The following is a 22,382-nucleotide window of genomic DNA, read 5'->3' as shown; positions in this document are numbered from 1 at the left end:
TAATTATTATATAATGAAGCTACATAACTATTAATTATCTAATTCGAGGTTGTTATCGATGAAAATTGAGGATTATGAATTACTCTTAAAACTAAATGAAATAGGAACAATCAGGGGTACTGCAAAAGCAATCCTTATCTCACAGCCTGCTGTTACCCAGAGATTAAAGTATATTGAGGATTATTTTGGGGAAATGATTTTCATTCGGACACCGAAAAGCCTTGTGCTAACACCGAGTGGGGAAATTATTTTAGAGCATGCCAAACAAGTGATCAAACAAGAGCAGCTATTAAAGAATAGGCTGTCGAAATCTAGTAATGAAGTACATGGTACCTTATCCATTGCCTGTTCATCTGTCATCAGTCAACGGTTCCTTCCGAAGATATTAGGTGAATATACCAATCTGTATCCCAATGTAACCATTAATCTCGTAACCGGAATTAGTGAAGATATCCGAAGAAACCATAAGGACTATCATGTATGTATCACACGTGGTGAAAAGCTGAAGGAATCCACAAGTATACGTTTGTTCGATGATCCACTTTACATATTTGATACAGAACCATTTCCCAAGGATTCCTTAAAAGAACGCCCGTTGATTTCATTTAAAAGTGATGATAGTATGCACGAATTAGTGGATAATTGGCTTTATCATCATCAGCATCAAATTAAACCTGTACGCACTATGACCGTAGATCAAATCGAAACATGTAAGCAATTTATGAAACAAGGGATTGGTATGGCTGTTCTTCCTAAAAGCATATCGGATTCCTTAATGGATGAGTTCCCAAATGTAGCGTTAGAATTGGATGGAGAGCCGGTAACGAGATATACTTGGGTGTCTTACCAAGAAGGAATACTAGAATTACCGCAAGTCAATGCATTTATAAACATGCTAACTAGAGAAACATTCTTGTAAGCTTTTCTTAAGGAATAATCATTATTTTTAATAGAAGGTTCTTTCAATAAATAGGTAAAGGGAAAATGTGAATAAATCATCGCATTTTCCCTTTATGTTTTTTTAGAGAACGAAACGGTATGAAGTTACTTCTGGTTCAATGACTCCATCAGGAAACAGGTCGACCAGGTTGCTAGAATTCTAACATATTTTCATCCATTCTGTTTTGCTAACACGCTAAAAGCTAGATTATTTTTTTAATTTATCCACTACGGATTTATCTGGTGTAACATAGATGGTTCGTTGATTATCATAAATAACAAAGCCAGGTTTAGAACCGTTTGGCTTTTTAACATGTCTAACCTTCGTAAAGTCAACCGGAACAGACGAAGAATTTTGCGACTTACTATAGTAGGCCGCTAATTGTGCTGCTTCTGTTATGGTTTCGTCACTTGGTTCTTTTGCTCTAATCACAACATGGGACCCTGGGATATCCTTCGTGTGTAGCCAAATCTCATCCCTATGGGCAAGCTTCATTGTTAAATATTCATTTTGTTTATTATTTTTACCAACTAATATGGTCGTACCATCGGATGCGATATATTCTTCTGGTTTAGGTGTCGTTTGCTTATTTTTACGCTTTCCGATTTTTTGTTTTTTCAAATAGCCTTCTTCACGGAGCTCTTCACGGATTTCTTCTATATCCTCCACTCCAGCAACATCTATTTGTTGCAGGAGCTGGTCGAAGTATGAGATTTCTTCCTTCGTTTTGACCATTTCTTCTTCTACCTTCACTTTAGAGGTTTTCAATTTTTGATAGGTTTTAAAGTAACCTTGCGCATTCTCACTTGGGGTTTTGTTCGGATTTAAATCAATTGTAACCTCGGCTTGTTCCGGGTCATAGTAATCGATTACGGTTACAGAAGTATCTCCCTGTTTTACGACATGCATATTCGCTGTGAGCAATTCCCCAAGTTTTTGGTATTTATCGGCACTTTCCGCTTTTTTTAGTGTACGAGCATGTTTCTTTAGCTTCCGTTCATTTTTATCCCGTTCGTTTTGAATGAAACGATATAAGTCTTTTGCTTGTTGTTTGACTCGATCTCGTTCTGCTTTTCCAGAATAAAATGTATCAAGCATTTGGTTCGTTGTTGAAAAATATTCTTTGTCACCTTGAAAATCGTTCATTTCAATTACGTGGAATTCTTCTTTACTTCCCCGGTAAATCACTGGTTGATATCGGTTATCAGCTATTTGCTCTTGAAGTTTAAGAAATTCTTCCATGAATTTTTCATTCGTACCGAGGCTTGCACGATTCAGTAATTCCTTGGCAATAAATGGAGAAAATCCAACAAATAATCGAACGATTTGAGAATCTAGTTTCCCAGCATTAAAGTCAAGTTTTCTAATAAATGTCTCTCCATCTACTTCTAATGGATTTAACTTATCCTGCTGTGGTGGTAGGACATAAACAGAGCCAGGTAGAACAGTTCGATATCGGTTCTGTGCCATTGTAATATGCTTCAGGCTATCGATGATATGTCCTTTTTCATTGTCTACAAGCATTAGATTACTATGTTTGCCCATTAATTCGATAACTAGCTTTTTATAAGATATATCGCCGATTTCATTCCTCGTTTTAATAGAGAATGTTACGATTCTTTCCATTCCATCCTGTTCAATCGCTTCTAAGATAGCACCAGACAAGTGTTTTCTAAGTACCATACAGAACATTGGTGCATCAGCAGGGTTATGAAAAGAGTCCTTTGTAAGATGGACTCGTGAATAGGTAGGATGAATCGATAATAATAAAACATGATTTTTTCCTTGGCTACGAATGGTCATAATAATTTCCGTATCCGTAGGTTGATATATTTTTGTTATTTTTCCGGGGACAAGTGTGTCGGACAATTCTTTTGTCACAGCTCTTGTTACTATTCCGTCAAATGGCATTTGACTCACCTCACAATCCAAATTATAGCATTAAATAGGACAAGTCTGCATAGATATCACTATAAGATTTATGGTTTTGAAATGCTAAAGAGGTTAAGCGTGGAGGAATGCGTCATGAAAAAGTGGTATCAGTTAGATGTAGAACAAGTAGAACAAAAGCTTCAAGTAACCACCAATAGAGGGCTTAGTTCAAAACAAGTGGATCAACGGCATAAGCAGTATGGTTATAATGTTTTGGAATCGGCCAAAAAGCAATCGAGGTGGATAATTTTTTTAAAGCAATTTCAGGATTTTATGGTACTCATCTTACTTGCTGCTACTTTGATTGCAGGTATGTTAGGCGAATTTGTTGATGCGATTGCGATTATGGTCATTGTATTAGTCAATGGAGTTATTGGATTTTTTCAAGAACAAAAAGCAGAAAAGTCACTGGAAAAGCTTAAAGAATTGTCTGCACCATTAGCGCATGTCTATCGTGATCAAAAATGGGAAAGGGTTTTATCACGAGAGCTTGTGGTTGGTGATGTCGTTAAAGTGACTAGTGGTGATCGTATCCCGGCAGATATTCGCATCGTGCAATCGAATAGCTTAGAAACGGAGGAGTCCGCATTAACTGGAGAATCTTTACCAGTTATGAAACATGCTACTGCTATTACTAGGGATGGTCTTGATGCCGGAGACCAAGTAAATATGGGTTTTATGGGTACCTTAGTTACCCGTGGGTCAGGTATAGGAATAGTTGTAGGAACTGGTATGAACACGGTAATGGGACAAATTGCTTCTCTTATGTCTAATACGAAAAAAATTCCAACCCCATTAGAGAGAAAGCTTGCAGAATTAGGAAAGATATTAATTGTTGTTGCTATATTACTAACTATCTTAGTTGTTGGTCTTGGGGTAATACAAGGTCATCCAGTTTATAATATGTTTCTTGCAGGGGTATCGCTTGCGGTTGCAGCAATTCCGGAAGGGTTACCTGCTATTGTTACCGTTGCGCTTTCATTAGGTGTTCAACGCATGATTCGCAAGAAAGCCATTGTACGTAAATTATCCGCGGTAGAAACATTAGGCTGTGCTTCGGTTATTTGTTCTGATAAAACCGGAACGATGACAGAGAATCAAATGACTGTTAAGGAGATGTACGTAAATGGCGAATCTATTACCGTTACTGGTGATGGGTATGATATTGAAGGAAGCTTCTTACTCGGTAATAAGAAATTAACGGATGAGTATCCGAATTTAGAGAAGATGCTCCTATACGGCCAGTTATGTAATAATGCGGAGCTACAAGTAAAAAAGGGTAAATACATGGTTGATGGAGATCCAACAGATGGTGCATTATTAGTTGCAGCTAGAAAAATTGGTCTAAATCATTTAAGTAGAGATAATTTTCATATTGTGAAAGAAATCCCCTTTGATTCAGATCGCAAGCGAATGAGTATAGTGGTTGATGATGATAATGGGCAGCGGTTTCTAATTACGAAGGGTGCACCAGATGTTTTATTACCACGCTGTAATTATGTATTAGACAAGGACAATCGAAGAATTTTAAAGCAACAGGATAAGGACAAGATAGAACGTGCTATAGATGGAATGGCCAACAAGGCATTACGAACCATTGCGATAAGTATAAGGCCTTTATCTAAGGAAATGTCACTGGAAACGGCTTTTCTTGAAAAAGACTTAACATTTATTGGTTTGTATGGCATGATAGATCCTCCTCGCAAAGAGGTTAAAGCAGCAATAGAAGAATGTCGCCAAGCTGGTATTAAAACGGTTATGATTACAGGGGATCATGTAAAAACAGCTCGTGCAATTGCAAAAGAGCTTAAGCTTTTACCGGAAGATGGAATGGTATTAGAGGGCAGTCAGCTAAATCAAATGTCTACGGAAGAACTAGAAGATATAATTGAAGATGTATATGTATTCGCCCGTGTAACCCCAGAGCATAAGTTAAAAATTGTAAAGGCGTTTCAATCTCGAGGGCATATCGTTGCGATGACAGGGGATGGGGTTAATGATGCACCTGCCATTAAGGCTAGTGATATTGGGATTAGTATGGGAATTAGTGGTACAGATGTAACGAAGGAAGCTTCTTCCCTCGTTCTAATGGATGATAACTTTGCTACGATAAAAGCAGCTATTCAAGAGGGACGTAATATATACGAGAACATTCGAAAATTTATTCGTTATTTATTGGCATCAAATGTCGGAGAAATATTAGTTATGCTCTTTGCTATGTTATTAGGTATGCCACTACCATTAGTGCCAGTACAAATCCTTTGGGTTAATCTTGTAACAGATGGATTACCTGCGATGGCACTTGGCTTAGACAAGCCTGAAGATGATGTGATGAAACGTACGCCAAGAAGTCCGAATGAAGGAGTCTTTGCTAGGGGCTTAGGTTATAAAATTATAACAAGAGGTATCTTAATTGGTATCGTTACGCTAATTGCGTTTATGGTTACGTACCAGAATAATCCTGAAAACCTTGTATATGCTCAAACAGTTGCTTTCACAACACTAGTTATGGCCCAGTTAATTCACGTGTTTGACTGCCGTAGTGAAGTTTCTGTCTTTGACCGAAACCCTTTTGGGAATATCTATTTAGTACTAGCTGTGTTATCTTCAGTCCTTCTATTATTAGTCGTTATCTACTGGGCACCATTACAGCCGATATTCCATACTGTATCATTAGGATTACGTGACTGGTTGCTAATCTTAGGTCTAGGTGCAATACCAACTGTCCTATTTGGTTTTACAAGGAAGTAATTCAGCTAGAAAGAAAGTGTCTAATATCTAGAGGCTTTAGACAAAACGAATTCGAACAGAGGATAAACTGAACATGAAAGTTAGCGCATCAAATCCGCCCCGGAAATATACTACTTCCGTGGGCGGCTGGTGAGCCTCCTCAGAGCTAAAGCTCCCCAGGGTCTCACCGATGCCTTTCCTCACACAGGAGTCTCCGTATATTTCCGGGTAATGATAGTGATGGTTCGTTTTTTATTACCTTTGTTTTCGTTTTGTCCCCAGCCTCTTTTTGTGTTCTTGAGTAAAGAGAATGCTTATAATTTGGCTTGTACTGTAACTTTACCGTTCTATTTCAACCTCGAATTAGTTGCTTCCATCACAAATTGTATTCACTATTCAAAGTCCAATAATCGTAGGATGACAACAAGATATGCTATAATTAATGATAAGTTAATTGAAGTAGGTGATGTTTTTGGTGAAAAGTATGACTGGTTATGGAACAAGCACATTCAATTTAGAGAATACATCCATTACAGTAGAAATAAGATCGGTAAACCATCGATTTTTGGATATTGTACCAAAGTATCCGAGAACATTTTTATTCCTGGAAGATAAAATTAAACGGATTATAAAATCTTACTTTAATCGAGGCCGAATTGAAATACATATCGACATGGATGGAAAGGGTTTTGTTAATAAGTCCATTCTGACGGATTGGGATTTAATGGATCACTATATGCAACAACTACAAATCGCTAAGGATCGCTATTCGCTTCCTAGTGACATTCCCCTCTCTATGTTGACTGTTCTCCCAGACTTAATGACAGTTCAGGAAAATGAAGAAAAGCCAAGTCAACTTCAGGAACAATTATTAACTCATGTAGAACAAGCCTGTCAGCAAGTTGTAGAAATGCGTGTAGAAGAAGGGAAGTACTTAGTCGATGATATTATGAAACGTGTATCCACTATTCGAGATATGGTACGATTGTTAGAAGGACGAAGAGAAGCGGTTGTCGAGGAATATCGTTTACGTATAAAAAAACGTATTTCTGAATATGTTAATAACCAAATTTCAATAGAAGATGGTCGTATCCATCAGGAAATAGCCTTATTAGCAGAAAAGGGAGATATTACCGAGGAGCTGACACGACTACATAGTCATTTAGACCAAATGAAAGAGTTATGTCAAAGCGATGAACCAATAGGAAGAAAACTCGACTTCATCGTACAGGAAATGAATCGAGAGGCCAATACGATTGGGTCGAAATCAAATGACCACAAGATCGGAGAATGGACCGTAGGCTTAAAGAGCGAAATTGAAAAGATTAAAGAACAAGTTCAAAACATGGAGTAAAACTTTTTCTGACACTTTTATTTTCCTAAAAAAGCCTATATAATAGTTTAGAATGATTAAGGGGGAAGGCAAGTTGGGTTTACAATTAATAAATATTGGTTTTGGAAATGTTGTTTCAGCGAATAGAGTAATATCGATTGTATCACCTGAATCAGCACCAATAAAAAGAATTATCACCGTTGCACGGGATAACAATAAATTAGTAGATGCTACATATGGGAGAAGAACAAGGGCGGTTATTATTACCGACAGTGATCATGTAGTGCTTTCTGCTGTACAACCAGAAACGGTTGGCCAACGAGTACTAAGTCATGAAGAAATCGCTGATGAATAAACACGGGTAATTAGGAGGAAAAAACTTGATTGAAGAGAAAGGCATTTTATTTATTCTTTCAGGACCATCTGGTGTAGGAAAAGGGACTGTTAGAAAAGAAGTTTTTAAGCGTAAAACCGAATTACGCTATTCGATATCTATGACTACTAGAGAAAAACGTCCTGGTGAAGTAGATGGTGTAGATTATTTTTATAAGACAAATGAAGAGTTTGAAAAACTTATTGAACAAGGAAAACTGTTAGAGTATGCTAAATTTGTCAATAATTATTATGGTACACCTAAGGACTATGTATTGGAAACATTGGATAAAGGGCATGATGTGTTTCTAGAAATTGAAGTTCAAGGTGCCATGCAAGTAAAGCAGAACTTCCCAGAAGGCGTATTTATCTTCTTATTCCCTCCTAGTTTAGAGGAATTAAAAAATAGAATAACTAATCGTGGTACAGAAGAAGAGGATGTAATCCTTAATCGATTAAAGGAAGCGCGCAATGAAATTGAAATGATGGATGCCTATGATTATGTTGTGGTGAATGACGATGTTGACAAGGCAGTCGATAAAATCCAATCCATTATTCAAAGTGAACATTGTAAGAGAGAACGCATTGCCGCACAATATAAAAAGTTATTGGAGGATGAACTATCATGATGTTAGAACCGTCTATTGATGAATTACAAGAAAAGGTAAAATCAAAATATTCCCTTGTGACATTATCTGCGAAAAGAGCTAGACAGCTACGTGAATTAAAAAACCTGCGAATTGAAAGTCCAAAATCACATAAATTTGTTGGTATGGCACTAGAAGAGATTGCTGCAGAGGAACTAAAATTAGAAGATGAACAATAAAACGGATAATCCCTTGCATGTAAAATGCGAGGGATTATTTTTTATGTCGAAATTATGGTATAACTAGACTAGAAGATTTATTCATGACTGGAAAGGTGTATGTTACTATGCGAAATAAAAAAATATTGCTAGGCGTCTCAGGTGGAATTGCGGCTTATAAGGCATGTGCCTTAACGAGTAAATTAACACAACAAGGTGCTAATGTTAAAGTAATGATGACAGAATCGGCAACTAAGTTCGTATCGCCACTTACGTTCCAAGCTTTATCACGTAATCCAGTATATACGGATACATTTGATGAAAAAGATCCTAAAAAAATTGCTCATATTGAACTAGCAGATTGGGCTGATATTATCGTCCTAGCACCTGCCACAGCAAATGTAATTGGCAAGATAGCAAATGGCATAGCGGACGATATGTTATCCACTACCATACTTGCTACTAAAGCGGAAGTCTATATTGCACCAGCGATGAATGTCCATATGTATGAGCATCCTGCAGTAATCAAAAATATGCAAACCTTAACAGAGTATGGTTATCATTTTATTGAGCCAGGTGCAGGGTACCTTGCGTGTGGCTGGATTGGAAAAGGCAGACTAGAGGAGCCAGAAACGATTATTGAAGTAATTAAAGCCCATCAACAAGATACTAGGTTATTAGCTGGCAAAAAAGTATTAATTTCTGCTGGACCAACAAGGGAAAAGGTAGACCCAGTTAGATTCTTTTCTAATCGATCTACAGGGAAAATGGGGTATAAATTAGCAGAAGCAGCCTATGAATTAGGAGCTGATGTAACCTTAGTGTCTGGACCTGTTCATATCCAATTAGAATCAGGAGTAGGATCCATTAAATTGGTTCATGTCACCACTGCTGAAGATATGTATCAAGCAATGATGGATAATTTTCGAGAGCAAGATATTGTAATTAAAGCAGCCGCTGTCGCGGATTACCGTCCCAAAGTTACTTATGAGGAAAAAATGAAAAAGCAAGACGGTAATCTACATATAGAATTAGAGCGAACAAAAGATATTTTAAAAGAACTTGGAGAAGTGAAGACAAATCAATATCTGGTAGGCTTTGCTGCCGAAACACAAAAGTTACAAGAATATGGTCAGGATAAGTTGAGACGAAAGAATTTAGATGCCATCGTGTTGAATAATGTATCACAACAGGGAGCAGGGTTTGGTAGTGATACAAATATCGTGACGTATTTAAATAAAAACTTAGAGGAATACAAAATTCCAAAAGCATCAAAGAAAGAAGTAGCAATCCAAATATTGCAATATATATTACGTGATATGAAGGATGAGAAGGCGTGAGTATTGCGAAGGTTATAGTGGATGTCCAGGCAAAAACAATCAATCAGACATTTGATTACCTTGTTCCTGAACGGTTTCAAGATATTATCAAAGAAGGAATGCGCGTTATTGTTCCTTTTGGTCCTAGAAAGATAACCGGATTTGTTGTAGCAATAAAGGAAGAATCCGAATTTAATAAGCTTAAACCAATTCTTGACGTATTAGATATCCAGCCGGTTCTTACTAAAGAATTACTAGAATTAGGAAAATGGGTTGCGGAAGATACGTTAACATTATATATTACAGCTTATCAAGCCATGCTTCCACAAGTTTTAAAAGCACAATATAAGAAAGAATTAATACGAAACACAGAAGAACCTCTCATTCCGGAAATGGAGGACCTCTTTGCTGGCAGAGATGTGATAGGTTTTGAAGAATTTGAGCATTCTAGTATTTCATACTCAAAATTACAGCGAGCCATTCAGGATACAACGATTTCCATTAATTATGTCGTAAAGTCAAAGGTTACGAAAAGGCAAGTGACCTATATTGAACCGAATAAAGAGACTTATTTATTAGAAGAGGCGTTCATGGATCTATCACATAATGCCAAAAAGCAAAAGCAAGTTCTTTCGTATTTTATAGAATTTCCTGAACCAATAGAACAAAGTAAGCTCTTTAAATTAACGAATACAAACCGAACCGTAATAAGGGCGTTACTCGAAAAACAGTTATTAAGAGAGTATAAAAAAGAGGTATACCGTAATCCTTATGAGGAGGCCTCCTTTCAAAAAACGTATCCACTTACGTTAACAGTACAACAGGAGAGAGCACTAGAACCTATCAATAGAAAAATACAGCAAAAAGAACATGATGTATTTTTAGTTCATGGGGTGACCGGTAGTGGAAAAACAGAAATTTACTTACAAGCAATTCAAGAAGTTTTAGAACAGGGTAAAGAAGCTATTGTATTAGTTCCGGAAATTTCCCTTACCCCACAAATGGTTAGTCGGTTCAAAGGACGCTTTGGGGAAAAAGTCGCTGTTATGCACAGTGCGTTGTCTAACGGGGAAAAATATGATGAATGGCGTAAAATCCAATCTAAAAAGGTTAAGGTCGTAGTAGGTGCTAGGTCAGCAATATTTGCACCGTTTGAAAATCTAGGAATTATTATTATCGATGAAGAGCATGAAACGACATATAAACAAGAGGATCAACCACGCTACCATGCAAGAGATGTTGCCATAAAACGCGGACAATATCATCATTGTCCGGTAGTACTAGGTAGTGCAACACCAACATTAGAATCCTATGCCCGAGCAAAAAAGGGCGTATACCAACTTGCTACCCTTAGTGAACGTACTAACAAACAGGAAATGCCAGATATCGAAATTGTCGATATGCGAGAGGAATTGCATAACGGGAATCGTTCTATGTTTTCTACTAGGTTAAAAGAAAGTATGGAAAGTGCAATCAATCGCGGGGAACAAGTTGTTCTATTGCTGAACAGGAGAGGGTATTCTACTTTTGTGATGTGCCGAGATTGTGGTCATGTAAAGCAATGTCCACATTGTGATATCGCACTGACCTATCATAAACGATCAAATCAATTAAAATGTCACTACTGTTCGTATGAGGAACCAATGCCAAATCAATGCCCGGAATGTACTAGTGATGCTATCCGATATTTCGGAACAGGGACACAGCGTGTGGAGGAATCGTTACATGAGTTAATGCCCCATGCTAGAGTTATTCGGATGGATGTGGACACTACGAGAAAAAAAGGAGCTCATGAAAGACTGCTTAAAAGCTTTGCCAATAAAGAAGCAGATATATTATTAGGAACACAAATGATTGCCAAAGGGTTAGATTTTGCCAACGTGACGTTGGTAGGTGTGTTAACCGCAGATTCTATGCTGCATTTACCGGACTTTCGTTCAAGTGAAAAGACATTTCAACTATTAACACAGGTTAGTGGTAGAGCTGGTAGACATGAGCTTCCTGGACAAGTAATCGTACAATCCTATACACCAGATCATTATAGTATTCAACTCGCAAGTGAATATGATTTTAATCAATTCTTTTTACGAGAAATGCAAATAAGAAAGACATTTCGCTATCCTCCATATGTATATCTAGCATTGGTAACTGTTTCCCATCCTAATCACGTGAAGGTGGTACAAATTACACAACGAATTGTTCAATTACTTCTAAAAGTTGTAAATGAGGAAACCGTTGTACTCGGGCCGACCGCGTCACCAATAACTAGGATCAAAGATAGATATCGCTATCAATGCATGATAAAATACAGAAATGAACCTAACTTAAGAAAGTATTTAAAAAAGATAATCGACCAATTTGCGGATGAAGCTCGCAAAGAGGACTTATTAATTACAATCGATATGCAACCATATCACCTGATGTAGAAAGAGGTAATGTTATGAAACGAATCGTTTTTATGGGAACACCAGATTTTTCTGTCCCTATATTAAGAGAACTTGTTCAATCGGAATATGAAGTCGTTCTTGTCGTAACGCAACCAGATCGACCAAAAGGGAGAAAAAAGGTTATAACTCCTCCACCTGTAAAAGTAGAAGCAGAAACACATGGTATACCTGTTTTTCAACCGGAGAAAATTCGCCATGATTATCAACCAATCTTAGATGTAAAACCGGATATTATTGTGACTGCTGCATATGGTCAAATTTTACCGAATGAGCTTCTGGAAGGTCCACAATATGGCTGTATTAATGTCCATGCCTCCTTACTTCCTGAATTACGTGGTGGTGCACCAATACATTATGCCATTATGCAAGGCAAGAAGGAGACAGGGATCACCATCATGTACATGGCTGAAAAATTAGATGCTGGCGATATCCTTACTCAAAGAAGTATTCCGATTGAATTAGAAGACCATGTAGGTTCACTACATGATAAGCTTTCCGTCGTTGGTGCACAATTATTAATGGAAACATTGCCCAACTTGTTTAGAGGACAAATTCAACCAATTAAACAAGACGACTCCAAGGCTAGTTTTGCATCGAATATAAAACGTGAACAAGAAAAGATTAACTGGCATCAATCACATACCGAAATTTATAATCAAATACGTGGTCTTCATCCATGGCCAGTTGCCTTTACGACCTATGCTAATCAAACCATGAAAATATGGTGGGGTGAACCAGTAGAGCAGGTTCTTAATGGGGAGCCAGGTGAGATTGTGGCGAAAGAGAATGACGAAGCTTTTATTGTTGTATGTGGAAATCAAAAAGGAATACGAATTACCGAAATACAGCCAGCTGGGAAGAAACGAATGACTGTAAAAGATTATTTACAAGGCTCCAGTGATCGAATCCAAATCGGTATTAAAATGGGTGAATAATATGGAAAAATATCTTCTTAGAAATACAGCAATAGAATTATTAATGAGAATTGAACAAGATAGTGGTTATAGTCATCTATTAATAAGTCATGAGATTAATGCTAAGCATATATCACAAAAGGATGAGGGTTTATTAACGGAGCTTGTTTATGGAACCATTCAATATAAAATGACATTGGACTTTTATATCGATTCTTTTATTGATAAAAAGAAAAAGCTATCACTATGGGTTCGTATGCTGTTAAGGATGTCTATTTACCAAATGGTGTATTTAGATAAAGTTCCAGACCATGCCATTATTCATGAAGCGGTTGAAATAGCTAAGCAAAGAGGCCACAAAGGAATAGCCTCCTTAGTCAATGCTGTTCTTCGGAATATACAACGGAATGGTGTCCCAAAAATCGAAAACATAGAGGATCCTACAAAGCGTTTAAGTATTGCTACAAGTCATCCAGAATGGTTGGTCAAACGCTGGATAGATCATTATGGCTATGAGACGACAAAAGAAATGTGTGAAGCGAATTTACAACACAAGCCCATCTCGATACGGATTCAGCCAATGAAAATTTCAAGAGTCGAAGCAATGAAACAATTAGAGGATGAGGGCTATGTTGTTTCAACTTCACCGTTTTCTGAACAAGGAATTATCGTACAAAAAGGAAATGTTTTAAAATCTTCCTTGTTTATGGAAGGAATGGCTACGATTCAAGACCAAAGTTCGATGTTAGTTGGTGAAATGATTCAGGTTATGCCAGGTCAAAACGTACTGGATGCCTGTAGTGCTCCTGGTGGGAAGGCCACTCATATAGCGGAAAAGATGCAGAATAATGGCGTTGTGTATGCCCATGACTTGCATAAGAAAAAAATAAAGCTTATAGAAGAGAAGGCACAAGTATTAAATCTGACCAATATCAAAGCTGAACAACTAGATGCTCGGAAATTAGCAGAACGATATAAACCAGAAACCTTCGATCGTATATTAGTAGATGCGCCGTGCTCTGGTTTAGGTGTTATGAGAGGCAAACCAGATATAAAGTATAATAAAAGTGAAGAAGACATTGAAAGACTTGCTATCATTCAAAAGGATATTTTATCAACCGTTGCTCCATTGCTAAAGCCTGGTGGGCTATTAGTATATAGTACTTGTACGGTGGATCCTGGAGAAAATGAAGAAGTAGTGAAAGATTTTTTAAGAGAAAATAATAATTACCAAATCGATGAGCGGTTTTATGAGGACTTGCCTACTGAATTAAACGCTTCACCAGGTATTACACAATATGGGTTACAGATTTTTCCACAAAGCTATCAAACAGACGGTTTTTTCTTAACTAGAATGGTTAAAAAATCTTAAAAAATAATTAGAATGGATATGCTGACAGTATAAAGTACTAGAAAAGGATATTCTTAATTTGAAAAGTGTGTAATACTTATGTACAAAAGTAGAATGATGCTAAGGAAAAGGGGTGGTAGAAATGGAAGGACATTTTTTGACGGATCGTGGTCAAGTGAGAGCACATAATGAAGACTCTGGTGGAATATTCTCAAACAGTCACGGACAATATCTGGCAATTATTGCTGATGGTATGGGTGGCCATCAAGCAGGAGATGTTGCAAGTGATATGGCGACGACCATTTTGGAGAAGAAATGGAAAGAAATTAAAGGCTTTGATTCCCCAGAGGAAGTAGAAGAATGGTTACAACAATCTCTACTGGATGCAAATACGTCTATATATCAACTATCACTAGAAAAGGAAGAATGCCAAGGTATGGGCACTACTGTTGTTGTTGCTGTCTGTACAGGGGAATTTATTACGGTTGCTCATATTGGTGATAGTAGATGCTACTTATTCAACGATTTTAGATTTAAACAAATTACAGAAGACCACTCGTTAGTCAATGCACTTGTTCAATCGGGACAAATTTCAAAGGATGACGCGATGTACCACCCGAGAAAAAATGTTGTCCTTAGAGCTTTAGGAACGAATGAATTAGTTGAACCTGATATCCAAACCATTAATTGGGAAGCTGGAGACAGACTATTATTGTGCTCAGATGGTTTAACAGATAAAGTACATGACGGAGAGCTTGCTGATTATTTAAAGTCTACTGAAGATATTGAAGAGGTTGGCAAACGATTAGTTGATTTAGCAAATGAACGTGGTGGGGAGGATAATGTTTCTCTTATCATCATACAGCATGAAGCATCGTTGGAAGAAGGTGAACCACCATGCTAAATGGTCGTTTGCTTAGTGAGCGTTACCAAATAAAAGAAAAAATTGGCGGAGGCGGAATGGCAGACGTCTACCTAGCCGAAGACATTATATTAGATCGAAAAGTAGCTATAAAAGTGCTGCGATTGGAATATGCCAATGATGAAGAATTTATTGCTAGATTTGATCGTGAAGCACAGTCTGCCACGAGCCTGTCACATCCGAATGTCGTAACCATTTATGATGTTGGTGAAGAGGACCAAATTTTGTATATGGTGATGGAATATGTGGATGGGATGACATTAAAAGAATTTATTCAGCGGTATGGTCCGATCGATGTACCTGAAGCAATCGAAATTATGAAGCAAATCACAGCAGCGATATCTCACGCTCATGAGAATGGAATTGTTCATCGTGACATAAAACCGCAAAATATCTTAATTGATACATATGGTCATATTAAAGTTACAGACTTTGGTATTGCGATGGCGTTAAGTGCAACATCATTAACGCAAACTAATTCTGTATTAGGTTCTGTACACTATTTATCTCCTGAACAGGCAAGAGGCGGAATGGCTACGAAAAAATCAGACATCTATTCATTAGGTATCGTATTTTTTGAAATGCTTACCGGTAGATTGCCTTTTTCTGGACAATCCCCGGTTTCCATTGCACTGAAACATTTACAAAGTGAAACACCATCCGTTCGTAGGTTTAGCCCTGAGGTTCCACAAAGTGTCGAGAATATCGTACTTAAAGCGACAGCGAAGGATCCTTTTCATCGATTTGAAACCGTTTATGATATGGAAGATAATTTGGAATTGGCACTTTCTCCTGATAGGTTGGACGAACCTAAATTCACTCCACCAACAGAAATAGGAGAAGAAACTAAAGCTATCCCAATTATTACGGAGAACCAACTTGAAAATATCCATCATGATACGATTGTTCATCAGGCAAATGCTGAAACAAAGAAGGTAGAAGATAAAGAGAAGTCAAAGGGAAAAGGCAAAAGCACTTCTACAGCAAAAGGAAAAACAAAGAAAAAGCGCAATAAGAAAAAAATACTTATTATTTCTATTCTATCCTTTTTGCTTTTGTTAATCGTGGCTACCCTTCTGTTTATCGTTCCTGGACTAACGAAACCGAAGGATGTTACGATACCAGAGGATATAATCGGTCAAGAATTTAGTGAAGTAGAAGATGAATTAGAAGCCCTTAACTTAGTTGTCGAAAGGGAAGATATGCCTCATGATGAAATAGAGGAAGGAAAAGTCGTCAAAACAAATCCAAGACCAGGTAGAACGATTAAAGAAGGACAAACGATAACCGTTTATGTTAGTGAAGGTAAAGCAAAAGATATGTTTGGCGATTATGTTGGTAGACAAATTGGAGATGTCGAACGATTACTGGAAGAAAAAGGATATAAGCCACCGCAAATTTATGAGGTGTTTTCGGACGAACCTGCTGGTGTCATTATCAAGCAAACTCAGCCAGATCCTGGAGATGAGGTAGTTCCGGAAGAAACGACAGTTATTTTTGAAGTTAGTAAAGGGAAAGAACCTATCGAACTGGATAATCTAACTGGATTAACTAGAGAAGAGGCGAGAGGATATCTTGAAGCAAAAGGGTTAATAATGGAGCCTCATGAGGAGTACTCAGATACCGTACCAGAAGGTCAGGTTATTAGACAAGACCCTAGAGCTAAAACAGAATTAAATCAAGGTGATAAAGTAAATGTCTATTTCTCTATCGGTCCAGAAATATTACCTCCAAGATCCTATTCCGTGACACTTCCAATTGAATATACGTTGGAGGAAGAGGAAAACAATGAACCGATACAACAAGTAATTACCATTTATATACAGGATATGAACAATCCTGATATAACGGTTGCTAATGAAGAAATGTCAATCACGGAAGATACCGAAATAAATATAGACTTAATGATTGAACAGAAAAGTCAGGCGAGGTATCGAGTAATGCGTGATAATGAAGTAATTTATGATGAGACGATTTCATATGAAGAGGGTGAATAAATGCCAGAGGGCAGAATAATTAAAGCTTTGAGTGGCTTCTACTATGTACAAACAACTAAGGATATATTTCAATGTAAAGGTAGAGGAGTATTCCGTAAAAAGAATATTACACCACTTGTAGGTGACTTTGTATCCTTTGATATTCGTGAGGATAAAGAAGGCTATATTACGGAAATAAAACCAAGGACGAATGAATTAATTCGTCCTCCTATTGCGAACATTAGCCAAGCCATTATAGTCAGCTCCGCGATCGAGCCGGAATTTAGTTCGACCTTATTGGATCGGTTCTTAGTATTAATTGAGGCAAAGGGTATTCAACCCATTATCTTTATTACGAAAATAGACCTCCTTACAGAAGAACAATTACAGGTCATTCAAAAATATCAAGCAGACTATGAAGCAATAGGGTATAGGACAGAGCTGTTTTCTACTAAGAAAACGATGGATTCTGAGCGAATACAAGGCTATTTACAAGACCACGTCACTGTAATTGCTGGACAATCTGGAGTAGGAAAATCTTCTTTAATTAATGTATTAAGTCCTGACACGCAATTAAAAACAGCGGATATTTCCAAAAGTCTCGGACGAGGGAAACATACGACTAGACATGTCGAATTAATTGAAATTAATCATGGGTTAGTTGCGGATACCCCAGGATTTAGCGCGTTGGATTTTGATGAGATTGAAGCAGAAGAGTTGTCGGATTGCTTCCCTGAAATGCGTGAAAGGAAGGAATACTGTAAATTTAGGGGATGTTTACACGCAAAAGAACCAAAATGCGCAGTAAAAGATGCAGTAGAAAACGGAGAACTTCCAAAATATCGGTATGACCATTACATCAGTTTTTTGGAAGAAATACAAACACGAAAGCCGAGGTATTAACATGGTAAAAATAGCACCATCTATATTATCAGCAGACTTTGCAAAATTAGGGGAAGAAATAAAAGATGTGGAAAAAGGGAATGCAGACTATATTCATGTTGACGTCATGGATGGTCACTTTGTACCCAATATAACGATTGGTCCATTGATTGTGGAAGCTATTAAGCCAACAACGAAATTACCGTTAGATGTTCACCTCATGATAGAAAATCCAGATCAATATATTCCTGCTTTTGTAAAGGCTGGAGCATCGATTATTACGGTTCATCAGGAGGCTAGTGTCCATTTACATCGAACAATCCAATTAATTAAAGCAAATAATGTAAAGGCAGGGGTTGTCATTAATCCAGGTACACCTGCAGAAATGATTCGTGATGTATTAGGTGATGTGGACTTAGTGTTAATTATGACTGTGAACCCTGGATTTGGTGGTCAGTCGTTTATTGAATCAACGTTAAAAAAGATTAAGCAAATAGCAACATGGCGTGAAGAAAATGGCTATACGTTTGAAATTGAGGTTGATGGTGGAGTAAATGTATCGACAGCGAAACAATGTGTTGATGCTGGAGCAGATGTGTTAGTGGCAGGTAGTGCAGTGTTTAATCAAGAGGATCGGACAAAAGCAATATTAGATATTCGTAAAGCATGTGAAATGTAGAGGATAGAAGAAATGGTAAATATAGCAATTATTGGAAATGGCCCTTCTCATCTAATTCCAAATTTATCTCACTATCAACATAACATAGATATTTGGATTGGAGCCGATAGAGGGGCTCTTTCTATTATCCAACAAAATATAGAATTAGATTATGCTATAGGTGATTTCGATTCGGTAAATGATGGAGAACTCCAACAAATAAAGATACAAGCAAAGCGGTTTGAACAGCATAACGTGGAAAAAGATGAAACCGACTTGGAGCTTGCTTTAAGGCTTGCAATTTCCTTGCGTCCAACGATGATTTACTTTTTTGGTGTAACAGGTGGCAGATTAGACCACACATTAATCAATATCCAGTTATTACAACAATTGGTTAAAAAGAATATTGGTGGAGCTGTGATCGATAGTAAGAACCATCTTGAACTGAAGTTTGCGGGTTCTTATACGATTAAGAGATGTGAGAATTACCCGATTGTATCGTTTATTCCATTAACACAAGAAGTCAGTGGACTTACACTCGAAGGATTTTATTATCCGCTATCGAAGGCAACGATACATATGGGATCCACTCTTTCTATTTCAAACAAGCTAATCTCAAATAATGGTACTTTTTCATTTGATGATGGCATAGTATTAGTTGTAAGGAGTCGTGATTAGGTAAAAAAGCGATTCATGAAGCGTGTTTGGAAATGGAGGAGGGCGAACTTATGAAATTTTATACGATTAAGCTCCCTAGAGTAATTGGCGGATTTGTACGTGTTGTAATTGGTATTTTTAAGAAAGATAAGTAAGGCTTTGTTTTGCTTTTGTCAATAATTGGCAGAAGCAGTTTTTTTGAGGAATTTATTATGCGGGAGGAATTGCCAAGCCTGTGGCTCGTATTTAGTTCAACTATAATAAAGCTGAATTTAAACTATCGTGCTTTACCTTAGTGAGATGCAAGCGAGAACAGTGCGAGCATTGATAAACAACACATAAAGTGAATTCCCTCGGGTACTGTTAAATGGACTAGAAAGCTATAAAACTATAGAAAAAAGCACCCGTTTAGTTTGGGTGCTTTTAGCTAATAACTAATGTATCAGTAAAATGAATTAGGTATATATTATACGCGTTCCACTTTACCTGATTTAAGTGCGCGTGCAGAAACATAAACACGTTTTGGTTTTCCATCTACCATAATACGAACTTTTTGCACATTAGCTTTCCATTTACGTCTGTTGGAATTCATAGCGTGTGAGCGTTGGTTTCCACTAGTTGTTTTACGTCCAGTAACAACACATTTTCTAGCCATGTTAATCCCTCCTACTCTAAACAAAAGTCAAGTTAATACTTATACAATTTACCATAACTACGAAAAGATTGCAATACGTATATAAAGAATTTTCACTTGACAGAATGAATGTAATCGTTCATTGTAGTAAGAGGCAAAAAGTGTTGAGATTCTATTTATATACTTGTTTTGCCTTAAATCAATTTCTATTGAAATAATGACGTGATGTGCAAAAACATAATAATTGTAGTAAAATATCGGTAAGATAATGTTGTCTAAGGAGGATTATAATGTCCATTGAATTGAATACCAAAGATGGTCATGTAACTATAACGAATGAAGTTATTGCAACAATTGCTGGTGGTGCAGCTGTTGAATGCTACGGTATTGTTGGAATGGCATCTAAAAGTCAAATCAGAGATGGTATTGCAGAGATTCTTCGTAAGGAAAATTATTCTCGAGGAATCGTAGTTAGACAAGAAGACAATTCCTTACATATTGATATGTATATTATTGTTAGTTACGGTACTAAAATATCTGAAGTTGCACATAATGTACAATCTCAAGTGAAATACACCTTGAGTAAAACATTAGGACTTGAAATTGATTCCGTAAATATTTACATACAAGGGGTACGTGTAGCAAAAGATTAATTTTGCTACCCTGCTAAGGGAGGAACTATTGTGGCAGTACAAAAGCTTGACGGTATTATGTTTTCACAAATGGTGCTCACGGGAGCTCACCATTTAACCAATAATGCCAAGAAAATTGATGCTTTAAATGTATTTCCGGTACCAGATGGTGATACTGGAACGAATATGAACTTATCGATGACTTCTGGTGCAAATGAAGTACGGAAAAATAAATCGGAAAGTATTTCCGATGTGGCAAACGCTTTCTCTAAAGGATTGTTAATGGGAGCAAGAGGGAATTCTGGTGTAATTCTTTCCCAGATCTTTAGAGGGTTTGCAAAAGGGATGGATAAAAAGATATCCTTAACAACTAAAGATTTAGCGCTTGCATTTGATTCTGGTGTGCAAACAGCGTATAAGGCTGTAATGAAACCAGTAGAAGGTACCATTCTAACAGTAGCTAAAGATGCTGCGAAAAAAGCGGTAGAAATAGGCGAACAAGAAGATGATGTAATTGTTATGATGGAAAAGGTTCTACAAGAAGCTAAAGCTTCCTTAAAGCGCACACCAGATTTATTACCAGTTCTTAAAGAGGTTGGTGTAGTTGATTCTGGTGGACAAGGTCTTGTAACGGTTTATGAAGGATTTTTATCAGCGTTAAAAGGTGAAGAACTACCAGATGACGTAGTTGAGATGGATGATATGATAAATGCGGAACATCATAAATCTGCACAGGATTTTATGGATACTTCTGAAATCGAATTTGGTTATTGTACAGAGTTTATGGTGAAATTTGAAGAAGACAAGTTACAGGAAAATCCTTTTGATGAGTCTGAATTCCGTAATGAATTAAGTCAACATGGTGATTCGCTATTAGTTGTTTCTGACGAGGAAATTGTTAAAGTGCATGTTCACACAGAATATCCTGGTAATGTATTAACGATTGGTCAACGCCATGGTAGCTTAATCAATATGAAGATCGAAAATATGCGTGAACAGCATACTGCTATTGTCGGTGAGCCTGTTAAACCGGCTACACCAAAAGAGAAAGCAGAGTTCGGAATTGTGACGGTTGCAATGGGTTCTGGCTTAAAGGCATTGTTTGAGAGTCTGGGAGCAACAGTAGTAATAGAAGGCGGCCAAACGATGAATCCAAGTACACAAGACATTGCGGATGCAATCAATCAGGCTAATGCCAAGAATGTAATTGTACTACCAAATAACAAAAATATCGTGATGGCTGCAGAGCAAGCTGCTGAATTATCGGAAGTTAATGCTGCGGTAGTTGCAACTAAAACGATTCCACAGGGGATTAGTGCATTGCTTGCATTCCATCCAGAAGAAAATCTTGATGCGAATAAAGCAAATATGCTGGAAGCTAGTTCACATGTAAAAACCGGACAAATTACCTATGCGGTTAGAGATACACAAATTGATGGCATATCCATTGAAAATGGTAACTTCATGGGAATTGCTGAAGGTAAAATTGTAACGACCGATAAAGACCGTCTAGAAGCGGTAAAACAATTATTCCAAGAATTAATTACCGAAGACGATGAAATCCTTACGATTTTATCTGGTGAAGATGTGTCAGAAGATGAAGTGAATGAATTAGTAAGTTATGTAGAAGAGAATTATGAAGATGTTGAGATAGAAGTACACAATGGAAATCAACCAATTTATTCTTATATTTTCTCTGTTGAGTAATACAGTTTAATAAAAAGAAAACCGAACTTATTTGTCAATCTTTATGAATGACAGATAGTTCGGTTTTCTTTTTCGTTAAATTTTTCTCCGGAAAGGAAATTCTTACAGGGAAAAGGTGAAAAGAAGGGCGAAAGAAATTATCGTAAAGGAAAAAACGAATGATGAGCAAAT

20 protein-coding genes are annotated in these 22,382 nt (G+C 37.2%); 18 read left to right on the top strand and 2 right to left on the bottom strand.

Going from position 1 to position 22,382, the window contains the following annotated elements; translation table 11 throughout:
* The first annotated feature begins 58 nt into the window (after positions 1–58).
* Positions 59–919: a LysR family transcriptional regulator gene (locus KGF86_RS07800; protein WP_211741515.1), complete on the top strand. Its 861-nt coding sequence runs from the start codon at positions 59–61 to the stop codon at positions 917–919.
* Between the two features lie 228 nt (positions 920–1,147).
* Here the strand turns inward: KGF86_RS07800 and KGF86_RS07795 are convergent, their stop codons facing one another.
* Complete coding sequence (locus KGF86_RS07795; protein WP_211741514.1) at positions 1,148–2,851, bottom strand: Rqc2 family fibronectin-binding protein; 1,704 nt, start codon at positions 2,849–2,851, stop codon at positions 1,148–1,150.
* 114 nt (positions 2,852–2,965) lie between these two features.
* Between KGF86_RS07795 and KGF86_RS07790 the strand changes: the two genes are divergently transcribed.
* The 15 genes from KGF86_RS07790 (at position 2,966) to spoVM (ending at position 19,393) form a co-directional block, all read left to right on the top strand.
* On the top strand, positions 2,966–5,623 hold the full coding sequence (locus KGF86_RS07790) for a calcium-translocating P-type ATPase, SERCA-type (protein WP_186868617.1): 2,658 nt from the start codon (positions 2,966–2,968) through the stop codon (positions 5,621–5,623).
* Between the two features lie 445 nt (positions 5,624–6,068).
* Positions 6,069–6,956 (top strand): YicC/YloC family endoribonuclease, encoded by an 888-nt coding sequence (locus KGF86_RS07785; protein WP_246521357.1) that lies wholly within the window; start codon positions 6,069–6,071, stop codon positions 6,954–6,956.
* 73 nt (positions 6,957–7,029) lie between these two features.
* Positions 7,030–7,290 (top strand): extracellular matrix/biofilm regulator RemA, encoded by a 261-nt coding sequence (gene remA / locus KGF86_RS07780; RefSeq protein ID WP_186868619.1) that lies wholly within the window; start codon positions 7,030–7,032, stop codon positions 7,288–7,290.
* Between the two features lie 25 nt (positions 7,291–7,315).
* The gene (gene gmk / locus KGF86_RS07775; RefSeq protein ID WP_211741512.1) at positions 7,316–7,936 is read left to right on the top strand and encodes a guanylate kinase; all 621 of its coding nucleotides are present in this window, start codon (positions 7,316–7,318) and stop codon (positions 7,934–7,936) included.
* On the top strand, positions 7,933–8,133 hold the full coding sequence (gene rpoZ, locus KGF86_RS07770) for a DNA-directed RNA polymerase subunit omega (RefSeq protein WP_186868621.1): 201 nt from the start codon (positions 7,933–7,935) through the stop codon (positions 8,131–8,133). The genes gmk and rpoZ overlap by 4 nt, the downstream gene beginning before the upstream one ends.
* Positions 8,134–8,240: 107 nt before the next feature.
* Positions 8,241–9,452 (top strand): bifunctional phosphopantothenoylcysteine decarboxylase/phosphopantothenate--cysteine ligase CoaBC, encoded by a 1,212-nt coding sequence (coaBC, locus tag KGF86_RS07765; protein WP_211741511.1) that lies wholly within the window; start codon positions 8,241–8,243, stop codon positions 9,450–9,452.
* Positions 9,449–11,857 carry a primosomal protein N' gene (gene priA, locus KGF86_RS07760; RefSeq protein WP_211741510.1) on the top strand — a complete coding sequence of 803 codons (2,409 nt, stop codon included), beginning with the start codon at positions 9,449–9,451 and terminating at the stop codon, positions 11,855–11,857. Before coaBC ends, priA begins: the two co-directional genes overlap by 4 nt.
* A gap of 14 nt (positions 11,858–11,871) precedes the next feature.
* Positions 11,872–12,813 (top strand): methionyl-tRNA formyltransferase, encoded by a 942-nt coding sequence (gene fmt, locus KGF86_RS07755; RefSeq protein ID WP_211741509.1) that lies wholly within the window; start codon positions 11,872–11,874, stop codon positions 12,811–12,813.
* A 1-nt stretch (position 12,814) separates the two neighbouring features.
* Positions 12,815–14,164, top strand: a complete 1,350-nt coding sequence (rsmB, locus tag KGF86_RS07750) for a 16S rRNA (cytosine(967)-C(5))-methyltransferase RsmB (RefSeq protein ID WP_211741508.1) — start codon at positions 12,815–12,817, stop codon at positions 14,162–14,164.
* Between the two features lie 121 nt (positions 14,165–14,285).
* Positions 14,286–15,047 carry a Stp1/IreP family PP2C-type Ser/Thr phosphatase gene (locus tag KGF86_RS07745; RefSeq protein ID WP_211741507.1) on the top strand — a complete coding sequence of 254 codons (762 nt, stop codon included), beginning with the start codon at positions 14,286–14,288 and terminating at the stop codon, positions 15,045–15,047.
* Complete coding sequence (gene pknB / locus KGF86_RS07740; RefSeq protein ID WP_211741506.1) at positions 15,041–17,062, top strand: Stk1 family PASTA domain-containing Ser/Thr kinase; 2,022 nt, start codon at positions 15,041–15,043, stop codon at positions 17,060–17,062. Before KGF86_RS07745 ends, pknB begins: the two co-directional genes overlap by 7 nt.
* Positions 17,063–17,944: a ribosome small subunit-dependent GTPase A gene (gene rsgA / locus KGF86_RS07735; RefSeq protein ID WP_211741505.1), complete on the top strand. Its 882-nt coding sequence runs from the start codon at positions 17,063–17,065 to the stop codon at positions 17,942–17,944.
* A gap of 1 nt (position 17,945) precedes the next feature.
* Positions 17,946–18,602, top strand: coding sequence for a ribulose-phosphate 3-epimerase (gene rpe, locus KGF86_RS07730; RefSeq protein WP_211741504.1), 657 nt, complete (start codon positions 17,946–17,948; stop codon positions 18,600–18,602).
* Positions 18,603–18,614: 12 nt separating this feature from the next.
* Positions 18,615–19,259 (top strand): thiamine diphosphokinase, encoded by a 645-nt coding sequence (locus KGF86_RS07725; RefSeq protein WP_211741503.1) that lies wholly within the window; start codon positions 18,615–18,617, stop codon positions 19,257–19,259.
* Positions 19,260–19,291: 32 nt separating this feature from the next.
* Positions 19,292–19,393: a stage V sporulation protein SpoVM gene (spoVM, locus tag KGF86_RS07720; RefSeq protein ID WP_339215383.1), complete on the top strand. Its 102-nt coding sequence runs from the start codon at positions 19,292–19,294 to the stop codon at positions 19,391–19,393.
* A 311-nt stretch (positions 19,394–19,704) separates the two neighbouring features.
* Here spoVM and rpmB read toward each other — a convergent pair whose 3' ends face one another.
* Complete coding sequence (rpmB, locus tag KGF86_RS07715) at positions 19,705–19,893, bottom strand: 50S ribosomal protein L28 (RefSeq protein WP_186868631.1); 189 nt, start codon at positions 19,891–19,893, stop codon at positions 19,705–19,707.
* A 269-nt stretch (positions 19,894–20,162) separates the two neighbouring features.
* Between rpmB and KGF86_RS07710 the strand changes: the two genes are divergently transcribed.
* Both KGF86_RS07710 and KGF86_RS07705 read left to right on the top strand, forming a co-directional pair.
* The gene (locus tag KGF86_RS07710) at positions 20,163–20,525 is read left to right on the top strand and encodes an Asp23/Gls24 family envelope stress response protein (protein ID WP_186868632.1); all 363 of its coding nucleotides are present in this window, start codon (positions 20,163–20,165) and stop codon (positions 20,523–20,525) included.
* A 30-nt stretch (positions 20,526–20,555) separates the two neighbouring features.
* Complete coding sequence (locus KGF86_RS07705) at positions 20,556–22,211, top strand: DAK2 domain-containing protein (protein WP_211741502.1); 1,656 nt, start codon at positions 20,556–20,558, stop codon at positions 22,209–22,211.
* The last annotated feature ends 171 nt before the right edge of the window (positions 22,212–22,382 follow it).

The organism is Ornithinibacillus massiliensis, assembly GCF_018310345.1.
Taxonomy (GTDB): domain Bacteria; phylum Bacillota; class Bacilli; order Bacillales; family Amphibacillaceae; genus Ornithinibacillus; species Ornithinibacillus massiliensis.
Note: the sequence above shows the minus strand (reverse complement) of the source record. Positions and strands in the feature narration are given on the sequence as shown.

Bases quoted from the DNA above. Each gene is read 5' to 3' on its own strand.
- KGF86_RS07800 (WP_211741515.1), top strand. From the start codon at position 59: ATGAAAATTGAGGATTATGAATTACTCTTAAAACTAAATGAAATAGGA.
- rpmB (WP_186868631.1), bottom strand. From the start codon at position 19,893: ATGGCTAGAAAATGTGTTGTTACTGGACGTAAAACAACTAGTGGAAAC.
- rpoZ (WP_186868621.1), top strand. From the start codon at position 7,933: ATGATGTTAGAACCGTCTATTGATGAATTACAAGAAAAGGTAAAATCA.
- KGF86_RS07710 (WP_186868632.1), top strand. From the start codon at position 20,163: ATGTCCATTGAATTGAATACCAAAGATGGTCATGTAACTATAACGAAT.
- rsmB (WP_211741508.1), top strand. From the start codon at position 12,815: ATGGAAAAATATCTTCTTAGAAATACAGCAATAGAATTATTAATGAGA.
- KGF86_RS07725 (WP_211741503.1), top strand. From the start codon at position 18,615: ATGGTAAATATAGCAATTATTGGAAATGGCCCTTCTCATCTAATTCCA.
- KGF86_RS07785 (WP_246521357.1), top strand. From the start codon at position 6,069: ATGTTTTTGGTGAAAAGTATGACTGGTTATGGAACAAGCACATTCAAT.
- rpe (WP_211741504.1), top strand. From the start codon at position 17,946: ATGGTAAAAATAGCACCATCTATATTATCAGCAGACTTTGCAAAATTA.
- coaBC (WP_211741511.1), top strand. From the start codon at position 8,241: ATGCGAAATAAAAAAATATTGCTAGGCGTCTCAGGTGGAATTGCGGCT.
- KGF86_RS07795 (WP_211741514.1), bottom strand. From the start codon at position 2,851: ATGCCATTTGACGGAATAGTAACAAGAGCTGTGACAAAAGAATTGTCC.
- rsgA (WP_211741505.1), top strand. From the start codon at position 17,063: ATGCCAGAGGGCAGAATAATTAAAGCTTTGAGTGGCTTCTACTATGTA.
- fmt (WP_211741509.1), top strand. From the start codon at position 11,872: ATGAAACGAATCGTTTTTATGGGAACACCAGATTTTTCTGTCCCTATA.
- KGF86_RS07790 (WP_186868617.1), top strand. From the start codon at position 2,966: ATGAAAAAGTGGTATCAGTTAGATGTAGAACAAGTAGAACAAAAGCTT.
- KGF86_RS07745 (WP_211741507.1), top strand. From the start codon at position 14,286: ATGGAAGGACATTTTTTGACGGATCGTGGTCAAGTGAGAGCACATAAT.
- pknB (WP_211741506.1), top strand. From the start codon at position 15,041: ATGCTAAATGGTCGTTTGCTTAGTGAGCGTTACCAAATAAAAGAAAAA.
- spoVM (WP_339215383.1), top strand. From the start codon at position 19,292: ATGGAGGAGGGCGAACTTATGAAATTTTATACGATTAAGCTCCCTAGA.